This window comes from Roseateles sp. DB2 (genome assembly GCF_051857535.1).
Taxonomy (GTDB): Bacteria; Pseudomonadota; Gammaproteobacteria; order Burkholderiales; family Burkholderiaceae_C; genus Roseateles_B.
Genome location: NZ_JBPZGY010000002.1, coordinates 85,301 through 103,303 on the forward strand (window position 1 = coordinate 85,301; position 18,003 = coordinate 103,303).

Annotated in this window: 15 protein-coding genes; 7 read left to right on the forward strand and 8 right to left on the reverse strand. The window is 69.7% G+C overall.

What is annotated here, in order from left to right:
- Nucleotides 1–66: 66 nt before the first annotated feature.
- Both ACS5PK_RS02830 and ACS5PK_RS02835 read right to left on the reverse strand, forming a co-directional pair.
- On the reverse strand, nt 67–468 hold the full coding sequence (locus ACS5PK_RS02830; RefSeq protein WP_439438765.1) for a hypothetical protein: 402 nt from the start codon (nt 466–468) through the stop codon (nt 67–69).
- Nucleotides 465–1,925, reverse strand: a complete 1,461-nt coding sequence (locus ACS5PK_RS02835; RefSeq protein ID WP_439438766.1) for a sensor histidine kinase — start codon at nt 1,923–1,925, stop codon at nt 465–467. Before ACS5PK_RS02835 ends, ACS5PK_RS02830 begins: the two co-directional genes overlap by 4 nt.
- A gap of 340 nt (nt 1,926–2,265) precedes the next feature.
- Here ACS5PK_RS02835 and ACS5PK_RS02840 point away from each other — a divergent pair, with 340 nt between their 5' ends.
- A complete protein-coding gene (locus ACS5PK_RS02840) occupies nt 2,266–4,110 on the forward strand; it encodes a methyl-accepting chemotaxis protein (protein ID WP_439438767.1) in 1,845 nt (614 codons plus the stop codon).
- 101 nt (nt 4,111–4,211) lie between these two features.
- Here the strand turns inward: ACS5PK_RS02840 and ACS5PK_RS02845 are convergent, their stop codons facing one another.
- The 3 genes from ACS5PK_RS02845 to ACS5PK_RS02855 are packed head-to-tail and all read right to left on the reverse strand — an operon-like array spanning nt 4,212 to nt 6,025.
- Complete coding sequence (locus ACS5PK_RS02845) at nt 4,212–4,781, reverse strand: YceI family protein (RefSeq protein ID WP_439438768.1); 570 nt, start codon at nt 4,779–4,781, stop codon at nt 4,212–4,214.
- Nucleotides 4,782–4,824: 43 nt separating this feature from the next.
- A complete protein-coding gene (locus ACS5PK_RS02850; protein ID WP_439438769.1) occupies nt 4,825–5,445 on the reverse strand; it encodes a YceI family protein in 621 nt (206 codons plus the stop codon).
- 34 nt (nt 5,446–5,479) lie between these two features.
- Nucleotides 5,480–6,025 carry a cytochrome b gene (locus ACS5PK_RS02855; protein WP_439438770.1) on the reverse strand — a complete coding sequence of 182 codons (546 nt, stop codon included), beginning with the start codon at nt 6,023–6,025 and terminating at the stop codon, nt 5,480–5,482.
- A gap of 180 nt (nt 6,026–6,205) precedes the next feature.
- On the opposite strand from ACS5PK_RS02855, the gene ACS5PK_RS02860 reads away from it, so the two are divergent.
- From ACS5PK_RS02860 to ACS5PK_RS02880, 5 genes are all read left to right on the forward strand, one after another.
- A complete protein-coding gene (locus tag ACS5PK_RS02860) occupies nt 6,206–6,781 on the forward strand; it encodes an HD domain-containing protein (protein ID WP_439438771.1) in 576 nt (191 codons plus the stop codon).
- A gap of 373 nt (nt 6,782–7,154) precedes the next feature.
- A complete protein-coding gene (locus ACS5PK_RS02865; RefSeq protein ID WP_439438772.1) occupies nt 7,155–9,002 on the forward strand; it encodes an ATP-binding response regulator in 1,848 nt (615 codons plus the stop codon).
- Nucleotides 8,980–13,134, forward strand: a complete 4,155-nt coding sequence (locus tag ACS5PK_RS02870; protein WP_439438773.1) for an alpha/beta fold hydrolase — start codon at nt 8,980–8,982, stop codon at nt 13,132–13,134. Before ACS5PK_RS02865 ends, ACS5PK_RS02870 begins: the two co-directional genes overlap by 23 nt.
- Nucleotides 13,131–14,801, forward strand: a complete 1,671-nt coding sequence (locus ACS5PK_RS02875) for an alkaline phosphatase D family protein (protein WP_439438774.1) — start codon at nt 13,131–13,133, stop codon at nt 14,799–14,801. Before ACS5PK_RS02870 ends, ACS5PK_RS02875 begins: the two co-directional genes overlap by 4 nt.
- A gap of 143 nt (nt 14,802–14,944) precedes the next feature.
- A complete protein-coding gene (locus ACS5PK_RS02880; protein WP_439438775.1) occupies nt 14,945–16,003 on the forward strand; it encodes an alpha/beta hydrolase in 1,059 nt (352 codons plus the stop codon).
- 56 nt (nt 16,004–16,059) lie between these two features.
- On the opposite strand, the gene ACS5PK_RS02885 is transcribed toward ACS5PK_RS02880, so the two are convergent.
- The 3 genes from ACS5PK_RS02885 to ACS5PK_RS02895 are packed head-to-tail and all read right to left on the reverse strand — an operon-like array spanning nt 16,060 to nt 17,215.
- A complete protein-coding gene (locus tag ACS5PK_RS02885) occupies nt 16,060–16,278 on the reverse strand; it encodes a hypothetical protein (protein ID WP_439438776.1) in 219 nt (72 codons plus the stop codon).
- A gap of 39 nt (nt 16,279–16,317) precedes the next feature.
- The gene (locus ACS5PK_RS02890; protein WP_439438777.1) at nt 16,318–16,725 is read right to left on the reverse strand and encodes a GFA family protein; all 408 of its coding nucleotides are present in this window, start codon (nt 16,723–16,725) and stop codon (nt 16,318–16,320) included.
- Nucleotides 16,726–16,735: 10 nt separating this feature from the next.
- The gene (locus ACS5PK_RS02895) at nt 16,736–17,215 is read right to left on the reverse strand and encodes a VOC family protein (RefSeq protein ID WP_439438778.1); all 480 of its coding nucleotides are present in this window, start codon (nt 17,213–17,215) and stop codon (nt 16,736–16,738) included.
- Nucleotides 17,216–17,406: 191 nt separating this feature from the next.
- Between ACS5PK_RS02895 and ACS5PK_RS02900 the strand changes: the two genes are divergently transcribed.
- Nucleotides 17,407–17,913 carry a GNAT family N-acetyltransferase gene (locus tag ACS5PK_RS02900; RefSeq protein ID WP_439438779.1) on the forward strand — a complete coding sequence of 169 codons (507 nt, stop codon included), beginning with the start codon at nt 17,407–17,409 and terminating at the stop codon, nt 17,911–17,913.
- The last annotated feature ends 90 nt before the right edge of the window (nt 17,914–18,003 follow it).

Genomic DNA, 18,003 nt, shown 5'->3' on the forward strand with positions numbered 1-18,003 from the left:
CGGCGCGGCGGGCGGGGCTACGGGTTGACCCGGGGGTGGACACGGGGCGCTGACACGGATCACGCGTCAGGGACGCGGCGCCGGAGCCGTCACCCGGGCCTTGGGGCGGCGCAGCAGCAGCCACAGCACCAGGATCACCAGCAGGGCTGGCGAGAACACGACCGCGCCAACGCCGCAGAAGACCAGCACCAGGAAGCCGATCACGCCCCCCACGATCAGCAGGGGCAGGCCCACCGCGAAGAGCAGGACCAGAGGCAGCACGATGAAGAGCACCAGCCCCATGACGCCCAGGCCGATCAGGGCGCCGAGGAAGTCGCCCACGTCCGGGTCGCTCCATTCGTCGCCGTTGACGACGATGTGCACGCCAGGCTCCGAGAAGACATGGTGCGCCACGCTGAAGCCGCCGATGACGCTCAGCAGCACCACGCCCAGGGCGAGGATGAAGAAGGCCTTGAAGAGGGTTCTCATGCGGAAGCTCCTTGTTCGTCAGTGCGGCTGCGGTAAGGCACGGTGATGGTCACTACAGTGCCGGAAGGCTGGTTGGCGGCAATGGTCACGCTGGCGCGGCCGCCGTACAGCAGGGAGAGTCGTTCGCGGATGTTGGCCAGGCCCACGCCAGTGCCGGCGGTGGCGGCGCGGCCGAAGCCCAGGCCGGTGTCGGCCACAGTGATGGCCAGCTTGCCGTGCAGCACCTCGGCGCGGACCTTGAGGCTGCCGCCCTCCGCCTTGGGTTCCAGTCCGTGCTTGATGGCGTTCTCCACCAGGCTCTGGATCATCATGGGCGGGAATTCGGCGGAGAGCAGGCCGTCGGGCACGTCGATCTCTGTTTGCAGGCGGTCTTCCATGCGCACCTTGAGGATCTCAAGGTAGGGCCGGATCACCGCCAGCTCGCGGCCCAGGTCCCGCACGCCGGCGGCATTGGCCTCGCGCATGGTGGGCATGGAGGCGCGCAGCAGGGCGATGAGGTTGCGCTGCATCTGGGAGGCGCGGGGCGGGTCGGTCTCGATCAGGTGGTCGATGGAGGCCAGGGTGTTGAAAAGGAAGTGCGGCTCCACCTGAGCCTGCATGGCAGCCATGCGGGCCTCGACGACCTGGCGCTTGAGCGATTCGGCCTCTGCGGTCTCGGTGGCCTGGGCGGCCTTGACCTCCGCCTGCATGCGGCCCTTGTAGGTGGCCTTGATCAAGGCCGAAGCCAGCACGAAGAGCACCGAGAAGTCGATCAGGAACTCGCCCCAATGGATCACTCGCACGCGGGAGTGCCAGCCGGCGCTGGCTTCCTCCTGGACCTTCTCCAGGTCCGCCTGCGCCTTGTCCAGTTCCTCCTGGACCTGTCGGCGCGCGGCCTCGGCCTCATCGCGGGCGGCGCGGGCCTCCTCCAGCTGCTGCTGGGCCTCGTCGCGGGATTCCTTCAGCGCTTCCTCGACCTTGCTGCGCAGTTCCTCCTCGCTGATCTCGATCCGGGCGGGCTTGTCCTGCTTGTCGGCCTTGTCCACGGGCACCCGCACCACCAGGTTGGGAAGATTGATGTGCACGCCTTCCTCCACGGCCCTGCTGGCCGGAGCGGCGGCGCTGGCGGCCGGCTTGGGACGCTGCTCGATGCGGATGCCGTGCTTGTCGATGGCCACGTCCAGGTGCACGCCGTCCTGGCCCTTGCCCAGCTTCTCCGCGATCTTGCGGGCGGACTCCTCCAGCGTGTCCGCATCCTTGTGACTGGCCTTGGGAGCAGGGGGCGCCTTGGGCGCAGGCTTGGTCCTGGGCACGCTCTTGACGGGGGGAGCACCCTCGTACTGCTCGGTGATGCGCCAGGTGAAGGGCGGCATGTTGCTGAGGACGTTGGCGCCGATGATCAGCAGGACGGACAGCAGGATGAAACGCCGCCAGCTGATGCTCACCAGCCAACTGGCGTAGACATGGAAGGCGCGCACGCTGGCCTTGGCGAAGCGCTGCCAGTGCTCGTACCAGGTGGGGGGGGGGGGGCGTTCATGGGCTGGACCTGCTTTTGCTGTTGAGACGGACTGTACGCAAGCCGCACCCGCCTCCCCAGGCGCAGGCGACAGGCTGCATGGACCAGGGCCCCATCTGCACGCCGCCGGGATGGGCGCGGCGGCCTGGCGCAGACGTCCGGACGGGGGGAGCACACGCTTCGTGACACAGGTCACGCCCGGCGCCCCCTGCCCCGGGGCCGTCATCGAGTCATCACAGCCCCTGCCTACCTTGCTGGCACGGGCCGCCGCAAGAGCGGTCCCCTTCGGACGGATGGATGCAATGAAGTACTGGCAAAGCCTGAGGACCCGGCTGCTGATGGCGGCCCTGCTGTGTCTGGCGATGGGCGCCCTGCCTCTGGTGCAGGGCGGGCGGGAGGCGGCCGATGCGCTGGCGCGCGCCGAGCGGCAGTCCCTGGCGCTGCGGCTGAACAAGGGCTGGTGGACGGTCATGGAGCTGGCACAGCAGCAAAGGCAGGCGGCCTTGCTGCCGGAGGCCGGCACCGGCCAGGGCATGGGCGCCCGGGTGTTGGAGGCCCTGCAGCGCCAGCAGGCCGAGCTGGCCGCTGCGCCCGGCCTGGGCGAGCTGGCCCCGGCTGCCGAGGTACTGGCCCGGCAGTGGGGGGAGCAGGGGCCCGCGGCAGCCGCAGCCACGCCCCAGGCGCGGCTGCAGGCTTTTGACCACTGGCTGCAGGCCTTGCAGCGCGAGGTGGACCGGCTGCACCTGCAGTCGGGCCTTTGGCAGGAAGCCGACGCGGCCGTGCATTTCGGCAGCCTGGCCGCCCTGCAGGAGGCGCCGCGCGCCGTCGAGGCCCTGAGCCAACTGCGCGATCTCAGCCGGGCGGCCCTGGTCGACGACGTGGCGGCCATGGCGGCCGCCCAGACGCGCTATGCCGTGCATGGCGAGGCCATGGAGGCGCTGCTGCTGCGCCTGCCCCAGGGCAGCGCCCTGGCTCAGGCCCTGCGTCAGCAGCGGCAGGCCCTGCTGGCCACCCTGCAGCAGGCGGCGGCCGACCCTTCTTTCCCTCTGGATCAACTGGTGAGCCAGCTGGAAGCTGCCCGGGGGCAGCAGCTTGCGCTCAGCCAGCAGCTGCTGGCCCAGGTGCAGGCCACGCTACAGCGTCAGGAGGCGCAGCGGCGCGAGGCCCGCTGGCAACAGCTGGGGCTGACGCTGCTGCTGCTGGGCGCTGCCGTCGCGTTGATGGTCTGGACCCTGCGCAGCGTGCTGCAAGGCCTTCGCGAGGCCGTGCACGTGGCCCAGCGCATCGCCCAGGGCGACCTCTCCGTGCGCGTTCCCCAGGATCGCCCCCTGGAACTGGCCCGTCTGCTGGCTGGCATCGAGGCCATGCGCCAGCGCCTGCAGCTGATGGTGCAGGGCATGGGGCAGGTGGCGACACGCATCCAGGAGGCGGCGAGCGACATCGCGCAGGGCAATGAGGATCTGGGTGCGCGCACCGAGCAGGCGTCGTCCAGCCTGCAGCAGACCAGCGCCTCGATGGAGACGTTGTCCGAAGCCGTCAGTGGCACGGCCGGCCTGGCGGAGCAGGCGACACAGGTGGCTCGCGCTGCGAGCGACGTGGCGGTCCGTGGTGATGCCGCCGTGCAGGAGGTGGTCCGCAATATGCAGGCCTTGCACCAGGTCTCTGGGCAGATAGGCAGCATCAGCGAGTTGATCGGAGGCATCGCCTTCCAGACCAATCTGCTGGCCCTCAACGCGGCGGTGGAGGCGGCCCGGGCTGGCGAGCAGGGCCGGGGCTTCTCCGTGGTCGCCGCCGAAGTGCGGGCGCTGGCTCAGCGCTGCTCCAGCGCAGCGGCCGAGATCCAGCAGCTCACCCGCAATTCCGTCGAGCGCATGGGGCAGGGCGCTGAACTGGCGCGCGGTGCCGGCGGCATGATGCAGCAGATGCTGGCCAGTGCGCGCGATGTGTGCGGTGTGGTCGCGCAGATCGAGGGCAAGTCCTCGCACCAGCGCCGGGACATCGGCGAACTGACCCTTGCCGTGCAGAGCGTGGACCGTCTGACCCAGCAGAACGCCGTGTTGGTCGACCAGTCCCGCGCCGCCGCCGCCGCGCTGCGTGAGCAGGCGGGCCAGCTCGCCGGCCAGATCGCGCAGTTCCGCCTGGGCTGACGTGATCGGCCCCTCGACCAGGCGCGCTCCGCTGGATGCGGGCGTGCCTGGTCGGTCCCCGGGGGGCGCCGGGCTTGGGACGGCTCCGCGAGGTCCTGTGCTTACTGGCGCACGGCCTCGACCTGGATGATCAGCTTGACCTCCTTGGGGAAGCCCCAGGCCAGGCCGTAGTCGATGCCCCATTGGGTGCGGTCGATGGTGGCCTCGAAGTCGCCGCCGCAGACCTCACGCTTGAGCATGGGGTTCTGGTAGCAGTTGAAGTGCTTGGCCGTCAGGGTGACGGGGGCGGTCTTGTCCTTCAGCGTCAACTGGCCGGCCACGGCCGTGACCTTGTCGCCGTCGAAGCTGAACTTGTCGCCCGCGAACTTCGCTTGAGGCCACTTGGCGCTGTTGAAGAAGTCCTCGCCCTGCAGGTGCTTGTTCATGCCGTCCACGCCGGTGTTGACCGAGGCGATGTCGAAGGTGATCTGCACCTTGCCGGTCTTGGCGGCACGGTCGATCTCCACGCTGCCTTCCTTCTTGTCGAAGCGGCCGCGGTTGGTCGAGGTGCCGAAATGCTGGATCTCGTAGGTCACGAAGGTGTGGGTCGGCTCGATCTGGTACTTGGCGGTTTCGGCCTGGGCCATCACGCTGGCAGCCAGCAGGGCGGAAGCAATCAGGGTCTTCTTCATGGGGTTCCTGTGAGTTGGGAAGGGAAGGGAATCGGGGCGGGCCTCAGAGCGGGGCCACGCCGGAGAACACAAGCTTGAGCTTGACGGTCACTTCGTTGGCGACCATGGAGGTATCGCTCCATTCACCGTCGCCGATCTTGAAGTCCAGGCGCTTGAGCACGAAGCTGCCGGTGGCCGTGGTCAGGCCCTTGTCCTGCGCCAGGGCGATGGGCACGGTGATGTCCTTTTGCAGGCCCTTGAGGCTCAGCTTGCCGGCCACCTCGAAGCGTTTGCCGCCCAGGGGCTTGATGGCGCTGCTGGTGAAGCTGGCCTGGCCCAGCTTCTTGCTGTCGAACCAGGCGGGTTTGGCCAGCTCGGCGTCCAGCATCGGGTCGCCCAGGGTGACGCTGGCGAGGTCGATGCTGAACTGCACCTTGCCGGCCTCGGCCTTTCTGGGGTCGAAGCCCAGCTGGGCTTCAAAGCGATTGAACTTGCCATCCACCGGCACGCCCATCTGCTTGCTGACGAAGCTGAGCTCGCTCTGGGCGGCAATCAAGGCCGGCGCGGCGGCCTGGGCCACGGGAGGCGTGGTGGGCGTGGGTGCGGGCTTGGCCTTCTGGGCCAGCGCCGGGGCGCAAAGCAGGCCCAGGCTCAGCAGCAGGACGGCGGTGACGGGGTTCTTCATGCGAGGGTTCTCCACGGGAATGCGTTCGAGGGCTTCAGCGGCGGGCCGGCATCATGCGCAGCAGCAGGCCGTCCTTGTCGATCAGGTGATGCTTCAGGGCCGCGGCCACATGAGCCAGGACCAGCAGGGCCAGGCCCCAGGCCAGCAACTCGTGCAGCTCCTTCAGCTGGTGAGCGAGGGCCTTGTCCACCGGCACGAAGTCCGGCAGCGGCAGTACGCCGAACCACACGATGGGGAAGCCGGCCGCCGAGCTGTAGGCCCAGCCGCTCAGCGGAACAGCGAAGAAGGCCAGGTACAGCAGCCCATGCACCGCATGGGCTGCGCGCGCCTGCCAGGCAGGCATGGGCAGGTCGGCCGGCGGGCGATGGCCCAGGCGCCACAGCAGGCGCAGGGCCGACAGGGCAAGGATGGTCACGCCCGCCCACTTGTGCCAGTTGAAGAGCTTGAGCCGCGTTGGCGACAGCGGCAGGTCAGACATGTACAGCCCCATGCCGAAAGCGCCCACGATGGCAGCGGCCAGCAGCCAGTGCAGGACCATGGCGGTGGCGGTGTAGCGGGGCGTCCGGGTGGGCAGGTTCATGGCGTTTCCTCGGTGTGTGGACGGGAGTGTCGCGGTCAGCAGGTTCAGCCTGTTTCAGCTTGCTTGAGGTCAAGGTTCAGTGCATTTGAATGAAGGGCGCTCCTGCCCTGCCGGAGGTCATGGGCCTGTCACGCGACGCCCGCAGACTGGCAGGCTCCTGACTTCTTCTGGAGTGCCCTGATGGACCTGATAGCCCGCATCGAGGCCCTGTTCCTGCGCCGTGGCCGGGCCACCTATGAAAACGATGCACCGCAAGGCGTGCCGGTGCTGGCCCATGCCTTGCAGTGCGCGCAGTTGGCCGAATGGGCTCATGCCGACCATGAGCTGGTGGCGGCCTCCCTGCTGCATGACCTGGGCCAGCTGATCGACGCCGACGCTCAGGCGCCGCTGCGCATCGAGTCCCACGAAACTGCCGCCCTGCCTTTGCTGGCCCAGGGCTTCGGCCCCGGCGTGCTGGAACCCATCCGCCTGCATGTGCAGGCCAAGCGCTACCTCGTGTCTACCGAGCCGAGCTACGAAGCGGGGCTGAGCCTGTCCTCGCGCCTGAGCCTTGAGCGCCAGGGCGGGCGCATGAATGCCGAAGAGCGCCTGCTCTTTCTCGCCCAGCCGCATGCCCGTGAAGCCTTGCAACTGCGTCGCTGGGACGACCTCGCGCGCCAGCCCGGCAAGCGCACGCCGCCGCTGGCCTACTACCTGGACCTACTGAGCGACCTCATGCGCGAGATGCGCACGCCGCCGCGTCTTGCAATCGCTTGAAGGCGCGGATTCCTACTTGAGGGGGATAGGTCCGCGCCCTGCGGACCCAGATACTGCATCTCGGATCACGCGCTGCCTGGACCTCAGCGTGTTGATCGAGGGGAGGAGTGCTATGCCGGCTCACCAAAGCCCGTTGGGGTGGCGGTGGCCGGCATAGTCATTTGGGGGCGAGCAAATCCGGCGTCGGTCTGAAGTCCGGGCAAGGTACCCGGCGGTATAGTCAGCGCACTTCGGTCAGCGCGTGTCGCGCCCAGGTCCGCCTCATGTCTGTTTGCCTCATGTCCTTGTGTTTGCCGGCTGCCCCGCTGAGGAGTGGCTTCGAAGGCTCGGGCACCGGCACTGCCCGCCGCGGTATCCACCGGGAGTGCACCGCATGAGCCTGCGCGAGCGCTTGGCAATCTGGGTGGGCTGGCGCGCTGCACCCCGTGACGAGACGCGCGAGGACCCGCAGGTACTCATCAACGTGGAGCTGCTGCGCCTGCTCGCGCAACAGAGCCGGCGCATGCCCTATCCCGTGGGGCTCAGCGCCTTCTTCATGAGCCTGATGGCCGCCTTGCCTGGACGCTCGCCATGGCCCGTGCTGTGGATGATGGCCGTGCTGGGCACGTTGCTGCTGCGGCGCCATGTGCTGGGGCGGCTTCCCCAGTTGGAGAACTACCCTGTCTCGCAGCGCATGCGTTGGGCCGTGATGCTGAGCCTGCTCAATGGGTTGGTGTTCTCGGTGGTGCTGGTCTTCTCCGCCAACCTCAGCGACTACGAGCGCATGGTGCAGACCATCATGCTGCTGGGCCTGTGTGCTGGCGCTGTCGCCAGCACGGCCGGGCACCTGCCCGTGTTCATGGCCTTCTCAGCCCCGGTGACCCTGGCCAACGGCCTGGCCTGGCTGACAGGCGGTGCCGGTGCACATGCCACGGTCTGGCAGGACGCCGTGATGGGCGGGCTGATCCTGCTCTTCGGCTTCATGCTGCGCAATCTGGCCCGGGACAACTACCGCGTCTTCTGCGAGTCCGTGCTGATCCGCCAGCAGCAGGTCAAGAGCAACCAGCAGCTGCGCGCCGCGCTCAAGCAGACCGAGCAGGCCATGCAGGCCAAGACGCGCTTCCTTGCCTCGGCCAGCCATGACCTGCGCCAGCCCATGCATACCCTGACCCTGTTCGGCTCCGCCCTGCTTCGCCGCAAGCTGGACGACGACAGCCTGGGCGTGGTGCGCAACATGAATCTGGCCATCGATGCGCTCTCCGGCCAGATGGACGCGTTGCTGGACATCTCCAAGCTCGATGCCGAGGTCGTTCCCGTGCATGCCAAGGTCTTCAACCTGGGCCATTGGCTGGGGCGGCTTCAGCAGGAGTTCCTGCCCAGCGCCCAGCGCAAGCGCCTGGAGCTGACCCTCATCTGTCCCATGAATGCCTATGTGGAGACCGATGCCATGCTGCTGGAGCGCATCGTGCGCAACCTGATCGACAACGCGATCAAGTACACACAGGCGGGCCAGATCAGCATCGTGGCGGAGCGCCGTGGCGAGCTGTGGCAGGTGTCGGTGCGAGATACCGGCTGCGGCATTGCCGAACAGGAGCAGCAGAAGGTCTTCGACGAGTTCTACCAGATCGGCAACAAGGAACGTGACCGCGCCAAGGGCTTGGGCCTGGGCCTGTCCATCGTCAGCCGTCTGGTGGACCTGCTGGACCTGCATCTGAAGCTGGAGTCCACGCCGGGGGTCGGGTCTTGCTTCACCCTCGGCATCGAGGCTGCCGAGGAGGGCCTGGACAGCCAGCAGGACGAATCCAGCGATGGCCGCTCCCTGCGCGGGCTCAAGGTGCTGGTGGTGGACGACGAGGAACTCGTGCGCCAGGCCATGTGCACCCTGCTGGTCGAGCTGGGTTGCCAGGCCCGCTGCGCCGGCACCATTCGCGAGGCCGTGCTGATGTGCATGCAGCAGTCGCCGGACCTGCTGCTGATCGACTATCGCCTGCGTGGCAGCGACGACGGCCTCGCCGCCGTGCGCTCGCTTCGCAATCTGGTCCCGGACCTGCCCGCGCTGCTGATCAGCGGCGACACGGCACCGCAACGACTGCGGGACGCGCAGGCCGCCGGCCTGGACCTCCTGCACAAACCCGTGCGCGCCGACCAGCTCTTGACCGCCATGCAGCGGGTCCTGGCCGGCGCAGCGCATGCTCCAAGGTCGGCCAGGGAGGCTGCAGATGTACGAGGAACCCCGGCATGAGGCCAAACGTCGCCATCACTGGCTCTCTCGCCCGCTGAGCGACTGGCTGCTGGCGCATCCCCGCGGGGGAGACGGTCCTGCGGCAGGCGGCTATGACGCCGACATCCTCATTGTCGGAAGCGGCTACGGCGCGGCTGCGGCAGCAGAGCAGCTGTCCCGTTGCACTGGCCCGGACGGCGGTCCGCTGAAGATCCTCTTGCTGGAGCGCGGGCTGGAGTACCTGCCCGGCCGCTTCCCCGCCCGCATGGCAGAGCTGCCGGGGCATGTGCGCTTCGCACTGTCTGGCGCTGGGGGGCGCGGACAGGTCAGCGGCTATCGCGAGGCGCTCTTCGACTTTCGTGTGGGGCCCGACCTCTGCGTGGTGCTGGCCAATGGCCTGGGAGGCGGTTCGCTGATCAATGCCGGCGTGATGCTCGAAGCCGAGGACAGCGTCTTCCGCGGCCCGCGCTGGCCCGCCCGGCTTCGCCGGGACCCAGGCAGCATGGCAGCCTGGTATGCACGGGCGGCGCAGATGCTGGGCGCCGAACAGGCTACGCCAGAGGGCCGCCGGGGCGAGCCCAACACCATCGCCGGCCTCGCCACGCACACGCCTCGCCGGGCGGATTACCTGCGCAGCCTCGCGACACCGGAGCTGCCTGCGCGCGAGGTGCCCATCACCGTGGCGCTGCGCTCGCAGCCGCACTCGGCAGCCGGCCTGCCGCTGGAGCGCTGCGTGGCCTGCGGCGACTGCGCCACCGGCTGCAACCACGGGGCCAAGGAGTCGCTGGACACCAATCTGTTGTGGATGGCCCGGCGTCGCGGCGTGGAGATGCTGACCGGCGCGACGGTGCTGCATCTGCTGCCGCAGGGACTGGATGCGCGCACGGGCGCCAACAGCGGCTGGCAGGTGGCTGTGCTGCCCACGGATGAGAACCAGGCGCGCCAGGAGGCCCAGCCCTTTGTGCTGCGAGCCCGGCAGGTGGTGTTGGCTGCCGGCAGCCTGGGCTCCACAGAGATCCTGCTGCGTTCGCGGCGGCGCGGGCTGAGCTTGTCAGACCGGCTGAGCGAGGGGGTCAGTGCCAACGGCGACGTGCTGGCCGCCGTGCGCGACGCGCCGGTGCTCAATGCCCTGGCCGACGAGGCCCAGGATCCGGCAGCCCGCCAGGCAGGTCCCACCATTACGGCCATGCTGGACGCGCGCCAACTGCGTGATCCCGATCCCGAGCGCCCGCCCCTGGGCGCGGGCCAGACGCCCCTGCTGAGCTGCGTGGTGCAGGACCTGGCCATTCCGGGGCCTTTGCGCTGGGCCTTTGAGCAGATCTTTGCCCTGGGTGAGACCCTGGACGGCCTGTCCCGGCCGGATCGCAGCAGGCATGCGGCCTCCTTCGATTTTCCTGACCCCTACGCCATCACCCGCGCCGCCAGTGCCCGAACACTGGCCTTGGCCATCATGGGCCTGGACGCCGCGCAGGGGCGCATGGTGCTGCAGCACGGCAAGGAGGAGGCCGACCCTGGCAGCCTGCAGATCCACTGGCCCGGGCTGCCCAGCGACCCGCAGGTGCAGTCCCGCCATCGCTGGCTGCGCCAGCACCTGGAGGCCCGCGGGCAGCGCCTGCTGGCCAATCCCCTGTGGGAGATCCTGCCCGAGGCCATGAGCTTCCTGATCGAGGACCGCAAGGGGCCCATGCTGACGGTGCATCCGCTGGGAGGCTGCGCGATGGCCGATCGCATCGAGGACGGCGTGGTGAACGAATGGGGTCAGGTCTTGCGTCCGTTGCACGGGGAGGGTGATGCCCTTGATCCCGCCGATCGGGTCCACCAGGGCCTGGCGGTGCTGGATGGCGCCATCGTGCCCGAAGCCCTGGGCATCAATCCGGCCCTGAGCATCACTGCCCTGGTGCTGCGCGCGCTGTCGGAGCTATGCCGGCGCTGGGACCTGCGGCCGGGCGGGGCGAGCGCCTCGCAAGACCCTTTCTGGCTGTGCCGCCCGGTCTATCGTGAGCGACGCGGCCCGCCGCCACCGGACCGGCCGACCCTGCTGGAGCTGCGCGAGCAGTTGGTGGGCCTGGTGCGTGTACCAGGTGCCCTGGGGGGGGAGATCAAGCAGCTGGAGCTGAGCTTCGAGTTCGAGCCTACGACGGTTCAGACCCTGATCGAGCCCGGGCCGGGCCGCTTGCTCCGCGGCACCTCCGCCTGTCGGCTGCGCCTCTTCGACACCCGGCGCGATCCGGCCCTGCCTTCGCAGCGCATGGCCGTCAGCGCTCAGGGACCCGACGCAGGCCACAAGCTCTGGAAACATGCCGAGCACCCCGACGCCGCGGCGTGCTGGATCGCCCCGCTGGAGGCGGTGAGCCTGCGGGTCTTCCATCGTGCGCCCAGCAGCTACCGACAGCGACTGTGGCGCGGGCTCTGGGCTTGGTGGCGCAACCGCGGCTGGCGTGACGCCGCACAGGCTCTGCAGGAGCGCCTGGCACAGGGCGCGGCGCCCCGGCCTCGTCCGCAGGGCGCCTGGGAGGCGCTGCGCGAGCGCTGGGCCAACGCGCTGGCCCTGGCCAGCCATGGCGGCCAGGAGCGGCTGATGCGCTATGAGCTGCGCATCCCGGCCGGGCTGCCCGATGTGCCGGACTGGGCGCGCTCCTTGCCGGGTCAGACCCTGGTGCTGCAAAAGCACATCAGCTACACCCGGCGCGGCAATCCCTGGAAGCAGCTGACCCAGGCGCGGCTGGAACAGGGGCCCTTCCGCGCGGCCGACGGCAAGGGCGTCGCGGTGCTGGAACTGGATCTCTACGAGCTGGCCCGCCAGCGCCAGCCCCTGCTGCGCCTGGTGCAGGCCGAGGACCTGAGCAGCGCGCTGCGCGACGTGGGCAGCCTGCTGGCCTACCTCAGCCGCCTGCTGATGGGCGTGCATGCCTGGACCTTTCGCAAGCCCGATGCCGCGCCGCCGCGTGAGATCCAGCGCCTGCCCGGCGCCGTGCCGGGGCTGCCCCTGCCTGAGATCCAGGAGATCGCCGTGGGCCGCCGCGAGGATGCCGGCCGCTCGCGCGGCCCGGCCCGCGAGGCCAACGAGGCCAGCGGCCCGGTGACCATCCGCCTCACCCGCTACCGCCGCGATGGCGGCCGTCCCCTGCTGATGATCCACGGCTACAGCGCCAGCGGCACCACCTTCGCCCATCACTCGGTGCAGCCCGGCCCGGCCAAGCTCATGCACGAGGCCGGCTGGGACGTGTGGATCCTGGACATGCGCACCAGTGCGGGCATGCCCACGGCCCGCCTGCCCTGGACCTTCGAGGAGTGCGCGCTCAATGACATTCCGGTGGCCATCGATGCCGTGCGACGTGCCACCGGCTTTGAGCAGATCGACGTGCTGGCCCACTGCATGGGCTCGGTGATGCTGCACATGGCCCTGCTGCAGCCGCAGCGTCAGCCAGAAGAGCACTACTTCCCGTTGCGCCAGGCATTGATGGACGGGCACTGGATACGCCGCCTGGTCATTTCCCAGGTCACGCCGCGCATGGTGTTCTCGCCCACCAATGCGGCACGGGCACTGCTGATGCAGCACCTGCGGCCCTACCTGCCCATGCAGGACTTCAGCTTCCGCCCCGAGCAGCCTGGCTTGATGGACGAGCTGATCGACCGCCTGCTGGCCAGCCTGCCCTATCCGGACGAGGAGTTCGACCTCGAGAATCCGCCCTTTCCCAGCCTGCGCCGCACGCCCTGGACCCGTACTCGCCATCGCATGGATCTGCTCTACGGCCGGGACTTCGCCATCGCCAACGTGGCGCCGCCGGTCTTTGACTTCATCGACGATCACTTCGGCCCGCTGAACATGGATACCGTGGCCCAGGCCATCCACTTCTCGCGCAGCAGGGAGCTGACGGACTGGCGCGGCGCCAGCCTCTACCTGGACGACCTGCGCAAGGCCTTTGCGCAACTGGCGAAGTTTCCTGTGCTGTCGGTGCACGGTGAGCTCAACGGCCTGTGCGAGGCCGAGAGCGGCGAGCTGCTGCACGACCTCTATGCCCAGGGGGCGCCGGGGCGGCACGAGTTCCGCATCATTGCCGGCCACGGCCACCAGGACTGCCTGATCGGACACGACATCGAGCACAAGGTCTTTCGCCACATCATCGAATTCCTGCGACGGGAGATCCCATGAGCCAGCGCAAGAGGTCCACGGCACCCGCCCTGCCACCCGTCGAGCCCCGCTGCGCCTGGCCGCCCCTGCATCGCGTGGAGCGGCGCCAGGAGGGCGATGAGCTGGCCCTGCTGACGGCACTGCGGCCCGAGCTGGGCTGGCCCCGTCAATGGGCCTGGCTGCCCGTGCGCGAGACGCCGACGGCTTACGAGCCGCTGCAGCCCGGGCGCCCCCTGCGCGAGCAGGTGCGCCTGCGCGAGTTCGAGCTGGCGGGCCAATCCCATCCCGGCGACGCCCTGCGGTGCCGCCTGCCCCTGGCCGAGGTGCCTGCCCAGCCCGGCACCGGCCTGCTGTGCCTGCTGCTGTACGCGGACCTGCGCGGCCAGTGGATCGCGTCCGCGCGGCGTTCGTCCTCGGCCGAGGACGAGCTGGAAGCGGCCCTGCAGGCAGCCTTGGCCATGGATCCCCTCGAGCTGCGCCATGCCTTCGTGCCCCGGCCCGAACCCGACGAAACCGCCCCGCGCGAGGAGGGCCTGAGCCTCATCCTCGCTGCCTGCCAGTACCCGCCGGGCCTGTTGGATGCACGCCAGGGCGCCGAAAGCGACCCGCGCCGCGCCGGCCCGGTGGATGCCTCCCTGGCGCGCATGGTCGACTTCACGCGGCACACACCCGAGGGCCGGGCCTGTTCGCTGCTGCTGATCGCCGGCGACGAGATCTATGCCGACGCCAGCGGTGGCCTGGCCGATGCCCACAACTCCGTGGAGCGCTATACCCGCGCCTACCAGCATTTCAAGGCCGGACTCATCCGCCATCTGCCGCCCACGCTGCAGCGCATCGTTCATGCGCCGGACGACCATGAGATCGAGGACAACTGGGGCCCCGTGCTGAGCGACAAGGGCGATGTGGACGGCGGCCCCTGGATCGCCCCTGCCTGCGCCGCTGCCTGGGCCGCCCGCTGGGAGCCGGGCGAACGCGAGGGCCTGCACCAGCGCTTCTGGCATCGCTTCGACTGGCGCGGCGTGCGCTTTTTCATCGCCGATGCCCGGACGGAGCGCCAGCCGCGCCCGCTGTCCCGCCTGCTCGCGGCACGCATCCTGGGTGATGAACAGTGGCAGGCGCTGCAGGCCTGGCTGGCGCAGCAGGACGATCGCCCGCGTGTGCTGCTCAGCGGATCCCTGCTGCTGCCGCGTCGGCGCAGCGTGGCCGAGTACCCCGGCGCCGCGGCCGCCAGCGACGCCTGGGACGGCTTCCCCGCCAGTCAGCACGATCTGCTGCGAGCGCTGTGGGCGCATGGTGCGCAGGACGTGGTCTTCCTCTCCGGCGATGAGCACCGCAGCGGCTACGCCACCGCCTGGGTGGGCGTGGATGACGGGCAGGGCGGCCTTCGAGAGGACCAGCCCCGAGTCCGCCTGCTGAGCGTCCACAGCTCCGCCCTGCATGCGCCCTGGCCCTTCTCCGTCACCGAGGCCGAGGCCTTCCAGGTGCCGGACAGCTTTGCGCTGATGCCTCAGGGGGGCGCGCCAGCAGGGCAGGACGGCCCCCCGCTTCGCTGCCTCGTCACAGACTGGGCGGACCATCCGGGGGACGGATTTGCGGTGCTGCGGTTGCGGGCAGGGCGGGTGGAGCTGGGCTTTGACCGGGCCCAGGGCGGCCCCTGCTTCGTGAGCTGGCAGACCTTGCCTGGCTGACCCTGCGACGCCAGACCTGTTCCGCTTGTCGCAGCGGGCTGCGCCGCTCCTTTTCTGGTCCGCGCATCACCCGAGCGGGCATGGCGACTGGCACCTGCGACCAGCTGCCGCTACGCTTGGCCACCCCCACGACAAGGCCCCGCATGTTCAAGCGCTCCATCGCTCTCCTGGCGATTTCCCTGCTGCCCGCCTGGGGCGCCGCGGCCACGGACATCCCGCCGGTCACGCCGGCCTGTGCCTCGCCGGAGCAGCGCGTCGATGAGCAGGGCTTTGTGAAGCTGGGCGGCGTCGAGCAGTGGGTCACCGTCAAGGGCGATCGCTGCGGCAATCCCCTCGTGCTGTTCATCCACGGCGGCCCCGGCAATCCCCTGAGCCCGTATGCCGATGCCATGTTCGGCGCCTGGGCCCGGGACTTCACCCTGGTGCAATGGGACCAGCGCGGATCCGGCATGAGCTATGGCCGCAGCAGGCCTGGCGAGGACGAGCCCCTGACCATCCCGCAGCTGGTCAGCGACGGGGCCGAGCTGGCCGCCTACCTGGCGCGGCGCTTTGGCCAGAAGAAAGTCATCCTGTGGGGCAGCTCCTGGGGCTCGGTCCTGGGCATCCACCTGGTGCACGCGCATCCCGGGCTGTTCCATGCCTACCTGGGGTCCTCGCAGGAGGTCGAGATCCGGCGGAACGAGTCGCAGAGCTATGTCCAACTGCTGGCACGGGTCCAGGCGGCCCAGGACCAGGCGGCGCTGGCGGTGCTGCAGTCCGTGGGCGCGCCGCCCTGGACGGACCCGCGCAGCTTCGGCAAGGTGCGCCGCGTGATCCGCCGCTACGAAGCCCAGCGCACAGTGCCCGCGCCCAGGGCCTGGTGGCAGCCGCCCGCGCTCTACGCCACGCCACAGGCCCGGGCGGATTACGAGGCGGGCGAGGACTACTCCTTCCTGCAGTTCGTGGGGCTCAAGGGCGACGGCATGGCCTCGCAGATCGACCTGCCCCGGCTCGGCACCGAGTTCCAGGTGCCGCTGTTCTTCGTGCAGGGGGCCGAGGACCTGCTCACCACACCGAACGTGACGCAAGACTACGTCGACAGCCTGAAGGCGCCGCAGAAGGCGCTGGTGCTGCTGCCGCAGGTCGGCCACGACCCCAACCAGATCATGGTGGATGCGCAGTACCGCCTGCTGCGTGAACGCATCCTGCCGCTGATCCGCTGATCCGCAGCGCCGCCAGCGCCTGACGGTTCCGCGGACCTCCCGCCCCAGCGCACCGATCAGTCCCCACGCCCCGTGCCGCAGACAGCGGGCGCCTGCGCTGGGGCGGGCGTGGCCTTGAGCTGCTCGCGGTAGACGACCCTGAAGATGTCCACCATGGCCAACTGCTCGTGCAGGGCAGGGCGCTGCTGACAGCCTTCATCGAGTCCCTCGGGCAGCTCATCCTCGCTCGCCTGCGCCGCGGCGGCACCCGGTCCGCTTCCCTGGGGCAGGGGCAACGGCGGTGTACCGGGGTGCCACGCTGGCGGGGCGATGCCCTAATCCGCGGGAGGGACGTCGGGGGGCGTGGCAGCTGGCGGGCGGTCGTCGGCGTAGTGTTCGGCGAGTTCGAAGGGCGGCAGCCAGGCCTCACGCCGCACGGTCCACAGCTCGTAGCTGGGGCGGAACTGGTCCGGGGCATCCAGCGCGCCGAGGTGCACCTCGACTTCATCCCCCGATCGCGAGAAGACCGAGGAGCCGCAATGCGGGCAGAAATGGCGGCCGGCGTAGTGATGCGTCTGACCGCTGGCCTGAACGGCCGTCTCCGCAAAGATGGCCGAGGCGTGGAAGAGAGCGCCGTGGTGCTTGCGGCAGTCCATGCAGTGGCACAGGCCTACCCTGCGCGGCGTGCCGATGGCGACGAGGCGCACGCGGCCACACAGGCAGCCGCCGTGGACGCTGTCCATGCGGCCGCCCTCAGCCGCGCCGGGCCGCCTCGATGGCGGCGATGTCGATCTTGACCATGCCCATCATGGCCTCGAAGACCCGTCGGGCCACGGCCGGGTCGGGGTCCGAGATGCCCTCGCTGAGCACTCGCGGGGTGATCTGCCAGTGCACGCCCCAGCGGTCCTGGCACCAGCCGCAGGCGCTGGCCCGTCCGCCGCTGGAAAGGATGGCGTCCCAGAGACGGTCGGTCTCGGCCTGGTCCTCGGTGGCAACCTGGAAGGAGAAGGCCTGGGTCGGCGGGAAGCCCGGGCCGCCGTTGAGGCCAAGGCAGGGGATGCCCATGACGCTGAACTGCACGGTCAGCACGCTGCCGGCCTTGCCGCTGGGGAAATCGGCCGGTGCGCGGCAGATGGGGCCAACCTGGCTGTCGGGGAAGGTACGGGCATAGAACTCGGCCGCTTCCAGGGCCGTGCCGTCGTACCAGAGGCAGAGGGTGTTCTTGGGCGTCATGCGGGTGCTCCTGCAGGGAAGATGAAGAAGGGCGGGTGAAGCCGGATTGGCGTCAGCGGCAAGCCTAGCGGAGTGTGCCCCGGCGGGCGGCGTGTCCGCCCTGGCCTGCTCAGGGTTGTTTCGGTCCGTGTGATCGGCGAGGGGGCTCTGGTGCAGGCCACAATGCCGGCTCAGCGAACCTGCCTTTGCCCATGCCGCCCGCCCGCATCTACATCCGACCGCCCGAGGCTTCTGACAGCCCCGCCTTCCTGGCCGCAGTGGCCGCCAGCCGGCGCCTGCATGGGCGCTGGGTCTCGCCGCCCGCGGATGCGGTGGCCTACCTGGCCTGGCTGGACCGCATGCGCCAGCCGGGCCAGCAGCCCTTCCTGGTTCTGCGGCGAGACGACGACAGCCTGGTCGGCGTGATCAACCTCAGCCACATCGTGATGGGCGCCCTGCGCAGCGCCTACCTGGGCTACTACGCATTCGCGCCGAACGCCGGCCAGGGCCTGATGGGCGAGGGCCTGCAGGCCGTCTGCCGGCACGCCTTCCAGGTGCTCAAGCTGCATCGCGTCGAGGCCAATATCCAGCCCGGCAACACGGCTTCCCTGGCCCTGGCCCGGCGCTGCGGCTTTCGCCAGGAAGGCTTTTCGCCCCGCTACCTCAAGATCAACGGCCGCTGGCGGGACCACGAACGCTGGGCGCTGCTGGCGGACTGAGGTCTCGCGGCGCGCCCAAGGGGCAGGCCTGCGCAGGGACAAGCGGCACCAGGGCCGGCAGCGGCACGGCGCGGACCTGGATGCTGTGCT

Coding starts and splice junctions, on each gene's coding strand:
- ACS5PK_RS02830 (WP_439438765.1), bottom strand. CDS start 468: ATGAGAACCCTCTTCAAGGCCTTCTTCATCCTCGCCCTGGGCGTGGTG.
- ACS5PK_RS02840 (WP_439438767.1), top strand. CDS start 2,266: ATGAAGTACTGGCAAAGCCTGAGGACCCGGCTGCTGATGGCGGCCCTG.
- ACS5PK_RS02845 (WP_439438768.1), bottom strand. CDS start 4,781: ATGAAGAAGACCCTGATTGCTTCCGCCCTGCTGGCTGCCAGCGTGATG.
- ACS5PK_RS02850 (WP_439438769.1), bottom strand. CDS start 5,445: ATGAAGAACCCCGTCACCGCCGTCCTGCTGCTGAGCCTGGGCCTGCTT.
- ACS5PK_RS02855 (WP_439438770.1), bottom strand. CDS start 6,025: ATGAACCTGCCCACCCGGACGCCCCGCTACACCGCCACCGCCATGGTC.
- ACS5PK_RS02860 (WP_439438771.1), top strand. CDS start 6,206: ATGGACCTGATAGCCCGCATCGAGGCCCTGTTCCTGCGCCGTGGCCGG.
- ACS5PK_RS02865 (WP_439438772.1), top strand. CDS start 7,155: ATGAGCCTGCGCGAGCGCTTGGCAATCTGGGTGGGCTGGCGCGCTGCA.
- ACS5PK_RS02870 (WP_439438773.1), top strand. CDS start 8,980: ATGTACGAGGAACCCCGGCATGAGGCCAAACGTCGCCATCACTGGCTC.
- ACS5PK_RS02875 (WP_439438774.1), top strand. CDS start 13,131: ATGAGCCAGCGCAAGAGGTCCACGGCACCCGCCCTGCCACCCGTCGAG.
- ACS5PK_RS02880 (WP_439438775.1), top strand. CDS start 14,945: ATGTTCAAGCGCTCCATCGCTCTCCTGGCGATTTCCCTGCTGCCCGCC.
- ACS5PK_RS02890 (WP_439438777.1), bottom strand. CDS start 16,725: ATGGACAGCGTCCACGGCGGCTGCCTGTGTGGCCGCGTGCGCCTCGTC.
- ACS5PK_RS02895 (WP_439438778.1), bottom strand. CDS start 17,215: ATGACGCCCAAGAACACCCTCTGCCTCTGGTACGACGGCACGGCCCTG.
- ACS5PK_RS02900 (WP_439438779.1), top strand. CDS start 17,407: ATGCCGCCCGCCCGCATCTACATCCGACCGCCCGAGGCTTCTGACAGC.